At 72.0% G+C, this 14,087-nt stretch carries 14 protein-coding genes and 2 tRNA genes; 10 read left to right on the top strand and 6 right to left on the bottom strand.

The features are described from left to right. Positions 1 to 3 precede the first annotated feature (3 nt). The 3 genes from ACTFAP_RS20640 to ACTFAP_RS20630 all read left to right on the top strand — a co-directional run bounded on the left by ACTFAP_RS20640 (position 4) and on the right by ACTFAP_RS20630 (position 3,527). Positions 4 to 1,011 carry an ABC transporter permease subunit gene (locus tag ACTFAP_RS20640; protein ID WP_495681847.1) on the top strand — a complete coding sequence of 336 codons (1,008 nt, stop codon included), beginning with the start codon at positions 4 to 6 and terminating at the stop codon, positions 1,009 to 1,011. A 137-nt stretch (positions 1,012 to 1,148) separates the two neighbouring features. Beyond that, positions 1,149 to 1,961: an ABC transporter permease subunit gene (locus tag ACTFAP_RS20635; RefSeq protein ID WP_495684990.1), complete on the top strand. Its 813-nt coding sequence runs from the start codon at positions 1,149 to 1,151 to the stop codon at positions 1,959 to 1,961. 114 nt (positions 1,962 to 2,075) lie between these two features. After that, the gene (locus ACTFAP_RS20630) at positions 2,076 to 3,527 is read left to right on the top strand and encodes a GH1 family beta-glucosidase (RefSeq protein WP_400010827.1); all 1,452 of its coding nucleotides are present in this window, start codon (positions 2,076 to 2,078) and stop codon (positions 3,525 to 3,527) included. Here ACTFAP_RS20630 and ACTFAP_RS20625 read toward each other — a convergent pair. Then, the gene (locus ACTFAP_RS20625) at positions 3,524 to 4,987 is read right to left on the bottom strand and encodes an ATP-binding protein (RefSeq protein ID WP_495681846.1); all 1,464 of its coding nucleotides are present in this window, start codon (positions 4,985 to 4,987) and stop codon (positions 3,524 to 3,526) included. The two genes, ACTFAP_RS20630 and ACTFAP_RS20625, sit on opposite strands and share 4 nt — an antisense overlap. Beyond that, positions 4,984 to 5,679 (bottom strand): response regulator transcription factor, encoded by a 696-nt coding sequence (locus ACTFAP_RS20620; RefSeq protein WP_030736762.1) that lies wholly within the window; start codon positions 5,677 to 5,679, stop codon positions 4,984 to 4,986. The genes ACTFAP_RS20625 and ACTFAP_RS20620 overlap by 4 nt, the downstream gene beginning before the upstream one ends. Positions 5,680 to 5,711: 32 nt before the next feature. On the opposite strand from ACTFAP_RS20620, the gene ACTFAP_RS20615 reads away from it, so the two are divergent. Next, positions 5,712 to 6,308 carry a hypothetical protein gene (locus ACTFAP_RS20615; protein WP_500467073.1) on the top strand — a complete coding sequence of 199 codons (597 nt, stop codon included), beginning with the start codon at positions 5,712 to 5,714 and terminating at the stop codon, positions 6,306 to 6,308. A 36-nt stretch (positions 6,309 to 6,344) separates the two neighbouring features. Here ACTFAP_RS20615 and ACTFAP_RS20610 read toward each other — a convergent pair whose 3' ends face one another. Next, the gene (locus ACTFAP_RS20610) at positions 6,345 to 7,199 is read right to left on the bottom strand and encodes a fused MFS/spermidine synthase (protein ID WP_495681844.1); all 855 of its coding nucleotides are present in this window, start codon (positions 7,197 to 7,199) and stop codon (positions 6,345 to 6,347) included. A gap of 25 nt (positions 7,200 to 7,224) precedes the next feature. Continuing rightward, complete coding sequence (locus ACTFAP_RS20605; RefSeq protein WP_495681843.1) at positions 7,225 to 7,590, bottom strand: hypothetical protein; 366 nt, start codon at positions 7,588 to 7,590, stop codon at positions 7,225 to 7,227. Positions 7,591 to 7,766: 176 nt separating this feature from the next. On the opposite strand from ACTFAP_RS20605, the gene ACTFAP_RS20600 reads away from it, so the two are divergent. After that, positions 7,767 to 9,122 (top strand): NsdA family TPR-like regulatory protein, encoded by a 1,356-nt coding sequence (locus ACTFAP_RS20600; protein WP_500467072.1) that lies wholly within the window; start codon positions 7,767 to 7,769, stop codon positions 9,120 to 9,122. 327 nt (positions 9,123 to 9,449) lie between these two features. Here ACTFAP_RS20600 and ACTFAP_RS20595 read toward each other — a convergent pair whose 3' ends face one another. Next, the gene (locus tag ACTFAP_RS20595) at positions 9,450 to 10,049 is read right to left on the bottom strand and encodes a histidine phosphatase family protein (RefSeq protein ID WP_390121549.1); all 600 of its coding nucleotides are present in this window, start codon (positions 10,047 to 10,049) and stop codon (positions 9,450 to 9,452) included. 153 nt (positions 10,050 to 10,202) lie between these two features. On the opposite strand from ACTFAP_RS20595, the gene ACTFAP_RS20590 reads away from it, so the two are divergent. From ACTFAP_RS20590 to ACTFAP_RS20570, 5 genes are all read left to right on the top strand, one after another. Then, positions 10,203 to 11,081 (top strand): phosphatase PAP2 family protein, encoded by an 879-nt coding sequence (locus ACTFAP_RS20590; RefSeq protein WP_390121550.1) that lies wholly within the window; start codon positions 10,203 to 10,205, stop codon positions 11,079 to 11,081. 164 nt (positions 11,082 to 11,245) lie between these two features. Then, entirely contained in the window at positions 11,246 to 11,623 is a 378-nt protein-coding gene (locus ACTFAP_RS20585; RefSeq protein WP_030736780.1) for a DUF8844 domain-containing protein, read from the top strand. A 51-nt stretch (positions 11,624 to 11,674) separates the two neighbouring features. After that, a complete protein-coding gene (locus ACTFAP_RS20580) occupies positions 11,675 to 12,211 on the top strand; it encodes a hypothetical protein (protein WP_400010836.1) in 537 nt (178 codons plus the stop codon). Next, positions 12,202 to 12,275: transfer RNA gene (locus ACTFAP_RS20575), tRNA-Lys, on the top strand. The genes ACTFAP_RS20580 and ACTFAP_RS20575 overlap by 10 nt, the downstream gene beginning before the upstream one ends. A 127-nt stretch (positions 12,276 to 12,402) precedes the next feature. After that, positions 12,403 to 12,476: transfer RNA gene (locus tag ACTFAP_RS20570), tRNA-Lys, on the top strand. 85 nt (positions 12,477 to 12,561) lie between these two features. On the opposite strand, the gene ACTFAP_RS20565 is transcribed toward ACTFAP_RS20570, so the two are convergent. Continuing rightward, positions 12,562 to 13,782, bottom strand: coding sequence for a M6 family metalloprotease domain-containing protein (locus tag ACTFAP_RS20565; protein WP_495681839.1), 1,221 nt, complete (start codon positions 13,780 to 13,782; stop codon positions 12,562 to 12,564). Positions 13,783 to 14,087 lie beyond the last annotated feature (305 nt).

Raw genomic sequence — 14,087 nt, 5'->3', positions numbered from 1 at the left:
TCAATGACGACCGATCACGTCCCGGCCGCGCCCCCCGTTTCCACGGGGGGCGCGGCCCCGCCCGGCGACGCTGCCAAGGAGCAGCGCCGGGCCAACCGCCGTTCCCGCCGCTATCAGCGGGACACCAAGTGGAGCCCGTACGGCTTCATCGCGCCCTTCTTCGTCTTCTTCGCCGCCTTCGGGCTCTTCCCTCTGCTGTACACGGGCTGGTCCGCCCTGCACCGGGTGTCCCTTCACAACCCGAACGAGCTGGAGTGGGTGGGGTTCGGGAACTTCACCCGGCTGTGGGAGGACGAGTTCTTCTGGAACGCCCTGGGCAACACCTTCACCATCGGCGTCATCTCCACGGTGCCGCAGCTGCTGATGGCCCTGGGCATCGCCCATCTCCTCAACTACAAGCTGCGCGGCTCGATGATGTTCCGGGTCGCGATGCTCACGCCGTACGCCACCTCCATCGCCGCCGCCACCCTGGTCTTCGCGATGCTGTACGGCCGGGACTACGGTCTGATCAACTGGGCCCTCGGCCTGGTGGGCATCGACCCGGTCTCCTGGGAAGCGGGCAGCTGGAGCAGCCAGTTCGCGGTCTCCACCATCGTGATCTGGCGCTGGACTGGCTACAATGCGCTGATCTACCTCGCCGCGATGCAGGCGGTCCCGCACGATCTGTACGAGTCGGCCGCGCTGGACGGCGCCAGTCGCTGGAAGCAGTTCATCCATGTGACGATCCCGTCGCTGCGCCCGACGATCATCTTCACCGTCGTGGTCTCGACCATCGGCGCGACGCAACTGTTCGGTGAGCCACTGCTGTTCGCCGGGTCGCCCGCGGGTGGTTCGCAGTCCCAGTACCAGACGCTCGGTCTGTACATGTACCAGATGGGCTGGTTCAACTTCCATCTCGGCCGGGCCGCCGCGATCGCCTGGACCATGTTCATGCTGCTGATCCTCATCGGCCTGGTCTATTGGGCGATCACCCGCTGGGTGAACCGCGACACCGCCGGCAAGGAGGCGTGACCGTGTCAATCACTGAGGTCGAGGCGGGCGCCGGGTCGGCGTCGCCGGCCACGGACACGAAGGGTCCGGGCGGGAACGGCACGGGCCGTTCCGCCGGGCGCGGGCGCGGTCGGCGGGCCGGCAGTGCCGGCCGGCAGATGCACGGCGGCTGGCTCACGTACACCATCCTGATCATCTTCACGGTGGGTTCGCTGATCCCGCTGGTGTGGCAGATCATCGCGGCGTCGCACTCCTCGGGCCGGCTGGCGCAGACCCCGCCCCCGCTGTGGTTCGGGGACCGGCTCTTCGACAACCTGGGCAGCGCCTGGACCGACGCCAACCTCGGTCTGGCGCTGCTCAACACCACCTTCGTGGCGGGCACCATCACCTTCTCCACGGTGCTGTTCGCGACGCTGGCCGGGTTCTCCTTCGCCAAGCTCCGCTTCCGGGCCAAGAATCTGCTGTTCCTGCTGGTGATCGGCACCATGATGGTGCCGCCGCAGCTGACGGTGGTGCCGCTGTTCATGGCGGTCTCGGAGGTGGGGTGGACGGATCACCTCCAGGCGGTCATCCTGCCGATGATGGTGAGTGCCTTCGGGGTGTTCTTCATGCGGCAGTACCTGTCGCAGGCGCTGCCCACCGAGCTGATCGAAGCGGCCCGGGTGGACGGCGCGCACAGCCTGCGGGTGGTGTGGCACGTGGTCTTCCCCGTGGCGCGGCCGGCGATGGCCGTGCTGGGGATGCTCACCTTCGTGGCGGCCTGGAACGAGTTCTTCTGGCCGATCATCGCCCTCACCCAGCGCAATCCCACCGTTCAGGTGGCGTTGACGAACCTGGGGCGTGGGTATGTCCCCGATCAGGGCGTGATCATGGCGGGCGCGCTGCTGGGCACGCTGCCGCTGCTGATCGCGTTCGTGCTGTTCGGCAAGCAGATCGTGGGCGGCATCATGCACGGCGCGATCAAGGGCTGAGCATCGGCCGCGTACGCGGTCGGGTGGCGGCGCCGGTTCCTCCGGCGCCGCCACCATCAGCACCGTCCGGCGAGGTCAGTTACCCTCTGAACAAGCAAAAATGGGAGCGCTTCCATGACTGAAAACAAACCACGAGTGTTTCCACCGGACTTCCTGTGGGGAGCGGCCACGGCCGCCTATCAGATCGAGGGAGCCGCTCGCGAGGGCGGCCGCACGCCCTCGATCTGGGACACCTTCAGCCATACGCCCGGCAAGGTCCTGGCCGGCGACACGGGGGACGTGGCCTGCGACCACTACCACCGCTTTCGCGACGACCTGGCGCTCATGTCCGAGCTGAACCTGCGCTCGTACCGGTTCTCCGTCTCCTGGCCCCGGGTCCAGCCCACCGGGCGCGGACCGGCCGTGCAGGCCGGGCTCGACTTCTACCGCGAGCTGGTGGACGGCCTGCTGGAGCGGGACATCACCCCCATCGTCACCCTCTACCACTGGGATCTGCCCCAGGAGCTGGAGGACGCGGGCGGCTGGCCGGAGCGGGAGACGGCCGAGCGGTTCGCCGAGTACGCGGGGATCGTCGGCGAGACGCTCGGCGACCGGGTGCAGCTGTGGACCACGCTCAACGAGCCGTTCTGCAGCGCGTTCCTCGGCTACGGCTCCGGCGTGCACGCCCCGGGGCGCACCGACCAGGAGTCGGTGCTGCGCGCCTCGCACCACCTCAACCTCGCGCACGGTCTGGGCACCCAGGCGCTGCGCTCGGTGCTCCCGCGCTCCGCCGAGGTGTCGATCAGCTTCAACCCGGGTGTGGTCCGTCCGCTGGACCCGGCCTCGGAGGCGGACCGCGACGCGGCGCGCCGGATCGACAACCTGCACACCCGGATCTTCTCCGACCCGGTGCTGCACGGCTCGTACCCCGAGGACCTGAAGCGGGACACCGCGCGGGTGAGCGACTGGTCCTTCGTGCGCGACGGCGACGAGGCGATCATCCACCAGCCGCTGGACTCGATCGGGCTCAACTACTACACGACCACCATCGTGTCGGGCCCGCTGAACGAGGAGCTGCCGGAGAGCAAGCTCTCCAGCAACCACGGCAAGTCCGAGCACTCCATGTGGGTGGGCGCGGAGGATGTGGTCTTCCACCGGCCGCCGGGCGAGGTCACCGAGATGGGCTGGACGGTCGACTCCTCGGGGCTGACCGATCTGCTGCTGCGCTTCTCCCGCGAGGCTCCGAAGCTGGGCCTGTACGTGACCGAGAACGGCGCGGCGTACGACGACAAGCCGGACGCCACCGGAGCGGTGCACGACCCGGAGCGCATCGCCTATCTGCACCAGCACTTCGCCGCCGTGCACGAGGCGATGGAGCAGGGCGCGGACGTCCGCGGCTACCAGGTGTGGTCGCTGCTGGACAACTTCGAGTGGGCCTTCGGGTACAGCAAGCGGTTCGGGGTCGTGCACGTGGACTTCGACACCCTGGCGCGCACCCCGAAGTCCAGTGCCCGCTGGTACGCCGGGGTGATCGCCGCCGGTGAGCTGCCCGCGGAGCCGGCCACAGGCGCCCCCCAAAGCGACTAGCCGCCGCCCGTCGTCTGGCGTCGCTTTCCCGGAAGGGGGGACGGGGGAGCCTGGTGCCTGGTCCGCCGCCGTGTTGCCGCACGGCGCCGGGCCGGGCCCGGGTTCGTCCCGGCGTCGCCGGCCGGGCCGCCCAGGGCCAGCCACAGCCGGATCTCGGCGCCGCCCAGCACGGAGCGGCCGATCCGCAGATCGCCGCCGGTGGACTCCGCCAGCCGGCGCACGATGTCCAGGCCCAGCCCGGTGGATCCGGGCCCGCCGTGGCCGTGGCCGCGGCGCAGCGCCGCGTCCGGGTCGGCGATCCCCTCCCCCGCGTCGGAGACCAGCACGATCACGGCGTCGTCGGTGCTGGCGTGGTGCACGTCCACGGCGAAGGCGGTGCCCTCGGGGGTGTGCCGGAAGACATTGCCGAGCATCGCGTCCAGGGCCGCGGTGAGTTCGGCGCGCGGCACCGGTACCCGTACGGGCTCGTCCGCCCCGGACAGCCGCACCTCGCGGCCCTCGTCCTCGGCCAGCGCCGACCAGAAAGCCATCCGGTCCCGGATCACCTCCGCCGCGTCGACCTCGCCGCGCTCGGCCGCGGTGCCTCCCGCGGGGTGGTGGGCGCGCTGTTCGCGGACGGTGCGGATGATCTGGTCGATCTCCGCCTCCAGCTGGTCCACCGCGTGCCGGGTCTGGTCGGCGGCGTCGCCCTCGCCGAGGGTGGCGGTGTTCAGGCGCAGGACGGTGAGCGGGGTGCGCAGCCGGTGCGAGAGGTCGGCGGCCAGTTCGCGCTCGTTGGCCAGCAGGCGGGCGACCTGGTCGGCCATGGAGTTGAACGCCACGGCGGCCTCCCGCAGTTCGGCGGGCCCGGCCTCGGGGACCCGTACCTCCAGCCGGCCCTGGCCCAGTTCGCGGGCGGCGCCGGCGAGTTCCTCGGCGGGGCGTACGGTGCGGCGGCCGAGCCGGTCGGCGATCACGAGGGAGCCGGCCACCAGGGCGATGCCGACGGCGGCGAGCACCAGCCAGGCGGTGGTGACGCCGGTGGCGAGTTCGGCGTCGGGGACGAACACCTCGACGACGGCGATGCGTTCGCCGGAGACGGCGGTGGGCTGGAGCAGGATGACGCCGCCGGGGGTCTCCAGGGTGGCGGCGCGGGCGAATTCGGTGAAGGAGCGGAACTCCTCGTCGCTGGTGTGCGGTTCGCCGATGACGATGGCCTCGTCGGTGGGTCCGGTGGCGGCGGGCAGCCAGATGGCGATCCGGCCGGCGGCGCCCGCCTCCGTGCTGGCGACGGCCCGTTCCAGCTGGTCGCGGTCGCCGGTGATGGCGAGGACGGGGCCGATGGCGGCGGCCTGCCGTTCCGCGTTGCCGATGGCCCGGTCGCCGGCCATCTCCTGGACGACCAGGCCGAGCGGGACGGCGAAGGCCAGCACCACCATGGAGGTGACGGCGAGCGAGATGCGCACCAGCGCCCATCTCATAGGGGCGCTTCCAGCTTCACTCCGACGCCGCGCAGGGTGTGCAGGTAGCGGGGTTTGGCGGCGGTCTCGCCCAGCTTGCGGCGCAGCCAGGACAGATGGACGTCGATGGTCTGGTCGTCGCCGTAGGACTGCCGCCACACCTGGGTGAGCAGTTCCTTGCGCGGGACGACGACGCCTGGGCGCTGGGCGAGGAAGGCGAGCAGGTCGAACTCGCGCCGGGTGAGGTCGAGTTCCATGCCGTCGAGGCGGGCCCGGCGGCGCAGCGGGTCCACCGACAGGCCGCCGACGCGCAGTTCGGCGTCCTGGGGTGCGCCGGGGCGCCCGCCCCCGGCGCGGACTCGGCGCAATACCGCCGCCATCCGGGCCGAAAGATGCTCTGCGGAGAAGGGTTTGACGAGATAGTCGTCGGCGCCGTCGTTGAGGAGCCGTACGATCTCGGTCTCGTCGTCCCGGGCTGTGGCGATGATCACGGGCACGTCGGTGATGCCGCGCAGCATCTTCAGGGCTTCCCGGCCGTCCAGGTCCGGCAGGCCAAGGTCGAGAATCACCAGGTCGAAGCCGATCTGGGCCACTTCCCGCAGCGCTTCGAGCGCGGTGCCCACGCTGCGCACGGTGTGTGCGGCATCGGTGAGCTGACGGATTAAGGCTGACCGTACGAAGGGGTCGTCTTCCACCACGAGCACATGCGCCATGCGCGGCACCGTACGCCATTAGGGTGATCCTGATGCAACGTCTCCTGGTGCGCGCGGGTGTGTGGGCGGTCGCGACCGGCTTGGCCGTCACGTTCTCCTGGTTCGGGGTGTATTCGGTGCTGCGCGGGACGGTGTACGACCCGCCGCGGGCCGTTCCGGTACGGGACGCCTCGGTGTGGACGGAACCGGCCGCGTCCTCCACGCACCGGCCGCCGCAGGAGCCGGCGGGGGCGGCGGGAGCGGAGGGGGCGCCGCCGGACGGGTCACGGCCGGACCCGGAGCCGGAGCCCGCTCCGGATCGCGCACCCGGCTCGGGGTCGGAGTCCGGATCCGACCCCGGTCAGGGAGGCGAGGGGGAACCGCCGCCGGAAGCGGACCCGGAGCCGGCGGATCCGCCACCGGCCGGGGGCCGGGTGGAGACGGTGACGCTGGACGGCGGGCGGGTGGTCTACGAGCTGACGCCGGACCGCTGCGAGTTGGTGTCGGCGACCCCGGAGGCGGGCTGGGAGATGCAGGTGTGGACCACCGAGTCGTATCTGCGGGTGACCTTCGCCGGGCACGGCCGGGAGCTGTCGGCGTTCTGCACCTGGCACGGGTACGAGCCCGTGGTCGAGGTCCACGAGCAGTGACGCGCCACGAGGTGCCGGGGGCGCGCGGTGTCCCGCTCAGTCGAACAGGCCCTCCGGCGGGGCCGGGGACGGCTGGGCCGTGACGTCGGTGACCACCGGGGCGCCGGCGGTGAAGTCTTGCAGTGCGGTGTCGGTGAGCAGGCGGGTGGGCTGCGGCTCGCGGGCCAGGCGCTGGCGCAGGGCGTCCAGGGGCAGCGGTCCGTCGGCGGCGAGCAGGATGCCGTTGCCGTAGCGGCGGCCGCGCAGCACGGCGGGGGCGATGCTGAGCGCGGCGGTGCCGAAGCGGCTGAGCGCGGTGGCGGTCTGGCCGCGCAGATGGGTCAGCGGGCCGCCGTCGGTGATGTTGGCCGCGTACGTTCCACCGGGGGCGAGCACCCGGCGTACGGCGTCGAGGAATTCGGCGCTGGCGCAGTGGGCGGGGGTGCGGGCGTGGGCGAAGATGTCGGCGATCACGAGGTCGGCGGAGTGCTCGGGCAGCCGGCCGAGCGCCTCGCGTGCGTCCAGGGCGCGCACTTTGACGCGCGCGCCGGCGGGCAGCGGCAGGTGCCGGCGTACGAACTCGGTGAGCGCCGCGTCGGGCTCGGCCACCTGCTGCCCGGAACGCGGCCGGGTCACGGCGACGTAGCGGGCCAGGGTGAGCGCGCCGCCGCCGAGATGCACGACCCGGAGCGGGACGCGGGGCGGGGCCAGCACGTCGATCACATGGCCGAGCCGGCGCTGGTACTCGAAACCGAGCCGGGTGGGCTCGGCCAGATCGACGTGCGACTGCGGCGCGCCGTCCAGGAGCAGTTCCCACGCCTCGGCGCGATCCGCGTCGGGCAGCAGCTCCGCGCGCCCGCCCGCCACCTGCGCGGTGGTCGTCTCCGCCGCCTGCCGTCCTCGTCGTGCCATCCGACCAGTATCGCGCGGGTACCGGTCAGGGCTGACAGCGGTCGGCCGCCGCGAGCAGCCGGGCCGCGTGCCGCAGCGCGGTGCGCAGCCGCTCGGGCGGGGTGGCGTGCGGGACGGAGCCGTCCGGCGGGACCAGCCAGCCGGTGCCGGTGACCGGCGGGTGCCCCACCCCCTGCGGCTGACCGTAGGTGGGGGTGCAGGCGCTGCCGGGCAGATCCCAGCGCTCCGCGGTGCCCGGCGGTACGAGGAAGCCCAGGGTGTCGCCATTCCTGTCGTGCAGGACGGGACCGGTGCCGTTCAGCAGCCGCACCATCAGGTCCACGGCTTCCAGGCCCTCCCTGGCCGGTACCGTGACCAGATCGCACGGCTGTGCTCCGCCGCCGTTCACCATGGGGATTCACTCCTCACGTCACATCGGTGTGTGAGGTACAACGCCGCACAGGCGTCAATGGCTACGGGCATGTGCCGCTGAAACGAGTGGCAGTTCATGGCAGATCGCGGGCGGAATATCCGATCTGTACGTACATCGACGTCCCTTGGACGCTATGCGGCGGGTACGGTCCCGATATGGCCACGTCACCGAACCGAGCCTTCCGGGCGCTGCGCGGCACCCGTTCGGCCGCGGAGTTCGCCACGGCGGTACGGCGGGCGGCGCGGGAGATCGGCGAGACCGTCAGCTGCGACGCCCGGTACATCGGGCGGGTGGAGTCGGGTGTCATCCGCTGTCCGAACTACGCCTATGAGCGGGTATTCCGCCATATGTTTCCCGGCCGCACCCTCGCCGACCTGGGCTTCGCCCCCCGGGACACGGTGCGCGGGCGCGGGGCGCGCGCCGGAGTAAGCACATCAGTACGAATGAGTGGGTACACCACCAGGGACAGCACCGGCACCGACCACTGTGAGGAGAGCGACGTGTTGCGCCGAGCGTTCATGGCCGGCGGCCCGGCCGCCGTGGCGTCCCTCACCCCCCTCGCCGCCCTGACCACCGCCGCGGCCGCCGGCCCGGCCGCCGCCTCCTCCTCCGCGACGCCGCATCACGTCGGCGCCACCGAGGCCGCCGCGGTGGAACAGGCGGTCACCGACATCCGGGACTTCGACGACCGCTACGGCGCGGACGAGCTGTACGGCCCGGCCGGTGAAAGGCTGCGCGCCGCGCAGGAACTGCTGGACGCGGGCACCGCCCGCGCCGCCGTCAGCGCCCGGCTGCACGCCGCCGCCGGCGAACTGGCGCTGTCGGTGGGCTGGCTGGCACACGACTCGGGGCGCCACGCGGACGCGCGCTCGCACTACGCCGAGGCCCTGGCCACGGCGCGCATGAGCGATGACCGCGCGCTGGAGGCGCACGCCTTCTGCAACACGGCCTTCCTCGCCCGCGACACCGGCCGCCACCGGGAGGCGGTCCGCGCCGCGCAGGCCGGCCAGCAGGCCGCCCGCGCGGCCGGCTCGCACCGGCTGCACTCGCTGCTGGCGCTGCGCGAGGCCGGCGGCTGGGCCGGCCTCGGCGATCGCCGCGGTTGTGAACTCGCCCTGGCCCGGGCCCACACGGCGTTCGGGCACGGCCCGGACGACACCGACCCGGCCTGGATGACCTTCTTCAACGAGGCGGAGCTGGCCAGCCAGGAGGCGCACTGCTGGGCGGCGCTGGAGGACTGGGAGCGCGCGGGCGACGCGGCGCGCCGGGCGCTCACGGCGCAGGAACCCCACCTGGTACGCAACCGGGCGCTGTACCTCGCCGAACTGGCGGACCACCTGACACACGGCGGCCACCCCGAAGAGGCCGCCTCGGCCGGCCGCCAGGCCCTCGACCTCCTGGACCGCGTCCGCTCCTCCCGCATCAGCACCCTCCTGCGCCGCACGGCACAACGCCTGGCCCCGTACGACAGCACCCCGGAGGTCGCCACCTTCACCGCCCACGCGGCATAGCCCGCGGGAGAGGCGGGCGGGCGTCAACGGCGGGTACCGCCGGAGGCCAGCCCCGTGCAGGGAGCAGGGACAAGCACCTACACACGTGCGTAGGTGCCGGACCATCCCCGCCCATGCGGGGAGCACCCGCGCAGCAGGCGGGCGACGAGGGCGGTGCGGGGACCATCCCCGCGTGTGCGGGGAGCACAACAGCCGCATGTTCGGCACGAACTGGTACGGCGGACCATCCCCGCGTGTGCGGGGAGCACCCTTTTTGAGCTGTGGTTTTGTCCTGGCCCAGGCCGGTTTTCGTTCACCTCGTGCAGCGTGCCGCGCGCGGGTACGCGCTCAGTGTTCCAGGTGGCCCGTGTCGTTCCAGCGGGCCAGGACCGGTTCGCCGTGGGCCCAGCCCAGTTCGGACAGTGACGCCGCCGCGAGGCGGATGCGGGAGGCGAAGTGTACGTCCTGGCCCAGCCAGCGGGCCGCCACCGAGCGCAGGATGTGGCCGTGCGCGAACAGCACCGCGTCGCCCTCGACCTCCCGCGCCCACGCCACCACCTCGTCGGCCCGCGCCGACAGCTGCGCGAAGGTCTCGCCGCCGCGCACCCCGTCGCGCCACAGCACCCACTCACCGCCCCGGTCCTCGGCCATCTGTTCGCCGGTGCGGCCCTCGGCGTCGCCGTAGTCCCACTCCTTGAGCGCGTCCCAGTCGCTCGCCCGGTCGCCGAATCCGGCCAGTTCGCAGGTCTCCTTGGCGCGCGACAGGGGCGAGGTGCGCACCTGTGCGCCGCGCAGCCCGTCCCACGGCGCGCGGTGCAGCCGCGCGCCCAGCGCCTTGGCGTCCGCCCGGCCCTCGTCGAGCAGCGGAACGTCGGTGTGCCCGGTGTGCCGTCCATCCACCGACCAGGCGGTCTGCCCATGCCGTACCAGCAGAATGCGCGCGGTCATGATTCTCACTTCTCTCACGGTGTACCGGGTGATACGTGGCTGATTTTCCCATCCTCCCGCATGGAACCATGGGTACCGACCGAGCGTCTGTTCCCTTACGTCCCGCCGTCCGCGGGGTGAACTGTCCCTGCCCGAACACTGGAGTCCGACCCCATGCCCCGAGTCCGGCCCCGCTGGTGGACCGAGCTGCTGCTGATCGTGGTTGTCTATGGGGCGTATTCCGGCGCCCGCCTGCTGGCCAGGGGTGATGTCAGTACGGCGGTGGAGAACGGGCTGTCGATCCTGCGTCTGGAACGGGCCCTGTTCCTCAATCCGGAGGAGCCGCTCAACGACCTGTTCACGCAGGAGGCGTGGCTGGGGATTCCGTCCTCCTTCGCGTACGCCTCCCTGCACTATCTGGTCACGCCGGCGATCCTGGTCTGGCTGTTCAGGCGCCGCGCCGCGCACTACCGGCTGATGCGGACCTGGCTGATGGGGTCCACCCTGATGGGGCTGATCGGGTTCACCCTGATGCCCACCTCGCCACCCCGGCTGCTGCACGACCGGCACGGTTTCACCGACAGCCTCTCCCAGTACAGCGAGTACGGGTGGTGGGGTGACGAGGCGAGCGCGCCCAGCGGGATGGGCGACATGACCAACCAGTACGCGGCGATGCCGAGCCTGCACGTCGGCTGGGCGGTGTGGTGCGGGGTCGCACTGTGGTACTTCGGGCCGCGCACCTGGTGGATGCGCGCCCTCGCGGTCGGTTACCCGCTGATCACCGTGATGGTGGTGATGGGCACCGCCAACCACTACTTCATCGACGCGCTGGCCGGCATCGCGGTGATGATCGCCGGGCTGCTGCTGGCCCGCCCCCTCATGCGGCTGGCCGAGCGGTTCCAGGAGCGTCTGGGGCTGGTGCGGAGCGCGTCGGCGTCCCGCGGCGGGGCCACGCCCGCGGGACCGTACGCCCCGGAGCGTACGGACGGCGCGCGGAGTGCCGACCGGAGCGAAGCGGAACTGGCCCGGACCTCGGGTGGCTCGCGGACGTAACCTGGGGAGGATTCCCGCGTCCCCACGTCCCCGATCCGACGCAGATCCCGCACTCGTACTCGCACTCGCATCCGATCGCGCGTCCCAGCACCCCCCCTCATCCCAGCACCCCCCGCGTCCCAGCACCCCCGCACCCGCCGCTCAGCAGCCGTGGAGGCTCCCGCATGACCGATTCCGGACCGGCACCCGAGTCGCCCCGCTTCCGCCGCCCTGCCGGGCTGTTCTTCGAACCGCCCACGGACGCCCCGGAGGAGGAGCACTTCTTCGATCTGGAGTCCATCTCCGAGCCGGATCTGCTCCTGTCACGCGCCACCGAACTCGCCGTGGCCTTCCAGGCGGCGGCGGACCGGGCGGTGGAGTACCAGGCGGTCGCGGCCGCCCAGCTGGCGGACCCGCGCCGCTTCGACCGGCTGTCGGCGGCCCAGATCGCCGAGCGGGCGGAGTGGACCGAGGACTACGCGGTGAAGATGATCGAGTTCGGCCGGCGGCTCCAGCGGCGGCAGGCGCCGCACGGTACCGGAGGCCACCCCCCGCTGTCCTGATTTCCCGGACATGCAGCGGGCGCGGTACCCGATCCCGTACATCTGGGTGTCATGACGGAACCCGCGGTCCTCCCGACACCCGCCCCGGCACCTGTGCCCGCACCGACACCGACCCCCTCCGGAGCCCGGTGGCTGGCCTCGGCGCGCTGCGGCACGGACTTCGATGTGATCAGCGCGCCGGGTCTGTTCGGGCGCCGCGTGCTGGAGCAGCTGTGGTCGGCGGGGCCCGGCCGGGGCCCGGTGGCGGCGTACCGGGGCCGGCTGCTGCTGTTCGCGGCGCCCGGCACCGCGGCCAGACTGCCGGCGCTGCTGCGCTGGGAGGAGTGGAGCCGCGGCACCCGGCTGATCCCGCCGCTGCTGTGCCACGGCGTGGGGGACGTGGTGACGGTGCCGGACGGCACGACGGCGGCGGACGGTCACTGGCTGGTGGCGCCCGAGAGCCGTCATCCCTGGCTGCCGGGTCCCGAGGTGCTGCTGTGGGCCTGCGTCCGGGCGGCCAGGGAGGGGGCCGGGCGGGGGCGGGAGAAAGCGATTTTTGCTGATGACCGGCGGGGTGCTAATGTCTACGACGTCAGCAGGCGCCGCTAGCTCAGTTGGTTAGAGCAGCTGACTCTTAATCAGCGGGTCCGGGGTTCGAGTCCCTGGCGGCGCACCGACACGGAAGGCCCCTCGCAGCAGCGGGGGGCCTTTTCCGTACCCCCCGACCGCCCGGCTCCTACCCCATCCCGGGGTGGTACGGAAGGGGGCGCGCGGGGTGCTAATCTTTAGGACGTCAGCAGGCGCCGCTAGCTCAGTTGGTTAGAGCAGCTGACTCTTAATCAGCGGGTCCGGGGTTCGAGTCCCTGGCGGCGCACCGACACGGAAGGCCCCTCGCAGCGGCGAGGGGCCTTTTCCGTACCCCTCGACCGCTCGGTTCCCCCCACCCCCACCGCACCACCTCACTCCTTGACGATCTTGAGATTCCAGCCGCCCGAGGGCGTCCGGTCCCCCACCTCCACCCGTACGCCGTGTTCCTCGTCGTGGTAGCTCTCCCCGGTCCCCAGCGGCGCGTCCGCCAGCCGTGGGTGCACGGAGCTGCCGTGGCAGGCGCCGGTGCCCGGGTGGCCGTCGATGACCTGGATCGGGCCGTCGGCCGAGGCCACGTCGCTGCGCACCTTGTAGAGCAGGACACCCTGGGTGCAGGCCCGCTTGTCGTTGCCCTCCCGGGTGCGGGCCTCGGCGACCAGGACCTCGGTGCGGCCGAGGCGGATGACGGCGAGACGGGTGTCGGCGGCGGGGTTGGCGGCGTCCAGGGGCGCGGTGAGCGGCTGGAGCGTGTGCCGGGTGGTGCCGGGCGCCCGTACGCAGTCGACGTGCTCGGTGGTGAGCCAGCCGAGTTTCCACTTGTGCCAGCCGAAGGGCTCGGGGGCGAGTCCGAACTGGCTGCCCATGAGGTCCCAGTCGCCCACGTGGGTGTCCCAGTCGCCGTAGTCGCCGACGGGCCGGTTGTACAGGTCGGGCAGGTCGAAGATGTGCCCGGTCTCGTGGGCGAGGACGTTGCGGTCCGGCGGCCGTTTCTCGAAGACGGTGACGACCCGGCTGATCTCCGTGTCGCCGACCCGCAGCGGCTCGTGGAAGTTGACGACCTTGGTGGCGTCGGAGTCCACGCCGGGCGCCTGTGGGTCGGCGACCAGGTAGATGACGTCGTACGCGCCGAGGTCGTCGACGACCGGGGCGAGGACGGTCAGGGCGTCGCGCAGATAGGTGGTGCGCAGCCGGGCGTCCCAGTCGCGCTGGACGGCGTAGTGGGTGGACGGGACGGGCATCTCGGTCCACCGGGGCACCACGTCCATCGCCAGTTCGAATTGGCCGTAGGAGGCGCGCCGGAAGAAGTCGTCGGTGGCGGGGGTGTGGTCGGCGGCGATGTCGGCGGGGTCGGGGAGGTCGCCGGAGTCGGGGAAGGAGAGGAAGACCATCACCGCGTCGAGGGTGCCCACCGGGCGCGGGTAGGCCGCGTTCCAGGTGTCGAGTCCTTCGGAGTGGTGGTGCGCGGAGCGCGGCAGGCCGCACGGCTCGTCGGCGAGCGCGGCCGTGCCGGGTCCCGCGGTGAGCGTGCTCCCCATCAGGGCGGTCAGCGCGGTGAGGACGGCGGCGGGCCGCCGGAGGGCGCTCCGTGACACGTCTGCCTCCCATGGGGTCTGCGGGAGCGGGGAGATGCCCTCACCACTGTGTTCACTTCTGTCCCGCTGTGCCCCATGGAGTTGGGCCGGCTGGCGTAACGAGCAGTACGATTACCCTGCGTATATGTCTTTCGGGATCGATCGCGACCTCGCCCCGGGTGTGCAGAATCGATCAGCTCCTCGCAAACGTGTGCGGGACGGTGGGGGCAGGGATCGAGACAGGCCCGGAAGGAGCTGGCTCCGGCCACGGATCAGCCTCTATGATCGGCACATTTCCAGCGGATTCCCCCGGCCGGCAGCCCAGG

This window comes from Streptomyces sp. PH9007, assembly GCF_059813725.1.
The sequence above is the reverse complement of the archived record's forward strand: the minus strand, read 5'-3'. Positions and strand labels throughout refer to the sequence as shown.

Coding starts and splice junctions, on each gene's coding strand:
- ACTFAP_RS20595 (WP_390121549.1), bottom strand. CDS start 10,049: ATGACCGCGCGCATTCTGCTGGTACGGCATGGGCAGACCGCCTGGTCG.
- ACTFAP_RS20635 (WP_495684990.1), top strand. CDS start 1,149: ATGCACGGCGGCTGGCTCACGTACACCATCCTGATCATCTTCACGGTG.
- ACTFAP_RS20630 (WP_400010827.1), top strand. CDS start 2,076: ATGACTGAAAACAAACCACGAGTGTTTCCACCGGACTTCCTGTGGGGA.
- ACTFAP_RS20605 (WP_495681843.1), bottom strand. CDS start 7,590: ATGGTGAACGGCGGCGGAGCACAGCCGTGCGATCTGGTCACGGTACCG.
- ACTFAP_RS20625 (WP_495681846.1), bottom strand. CDS start 4,987: ATGAGATGGGCGCTGGTGCGCATCTCGCTCGCCGTCACCTCCATGGTG.
- ACTFAP_RS20640 (WP_495681847.1), top strand. CDS start 4: ATGACGACCGATCACGTCCCGGCCGCGCCCCCCGTTTCCACGGGGGGC.
- ACTFAP_RS20580 (WP_400010836.1), top strand. CDS start 11,675: ATGACGGAACCCGCGGTCCTCCCGACACCCGCCCCGGCACCTGTGCCC.
- ACTFAP_RS20585 (WP_030736780.1), top strand. CDS start 11,246: ATGACCGATTCCGGACCGGCACCCGAGTCGCCCCGCTTCCGCCGCCCT.
- ACTFAP_RS20590 (WP_390121550.1), top strand. CDS start 10,203: ATGCCCCGAGTCCGGCCCCGCTGGTGGACCGAGCTGCTGCTGATCGTG.
- ACTFAP_RS20600 (WP_500467072.1), top strand. CDS start 7,767: ATGGCCACGTCACCGAACCGAGCCTTCCGGGCGCTGCGCGGCACCCGT.
- ACTFAP_RS20615 (WP_500467073.1), top strand. CDS start 5,712: ATGCAACGTCTCCTGGTGCGCGCGGGTGTGTGGGCGGTCGCGACCGGC.
- ACTFAP_RS20610 (WP_495681844.1), bottom strand. CDS start 7,199: ATGGCACGACGAGGACGGCAGGCGGCGGAGACGACCACCGCGCAGGTG.
- ACTFAP_RS20620 (WP_030736762.1), bottom strand. CDS start 5,679: ATGGCGCATGTGCTCGTGGTGGAAGACGACCCCTTCGTACGGTCAGCC.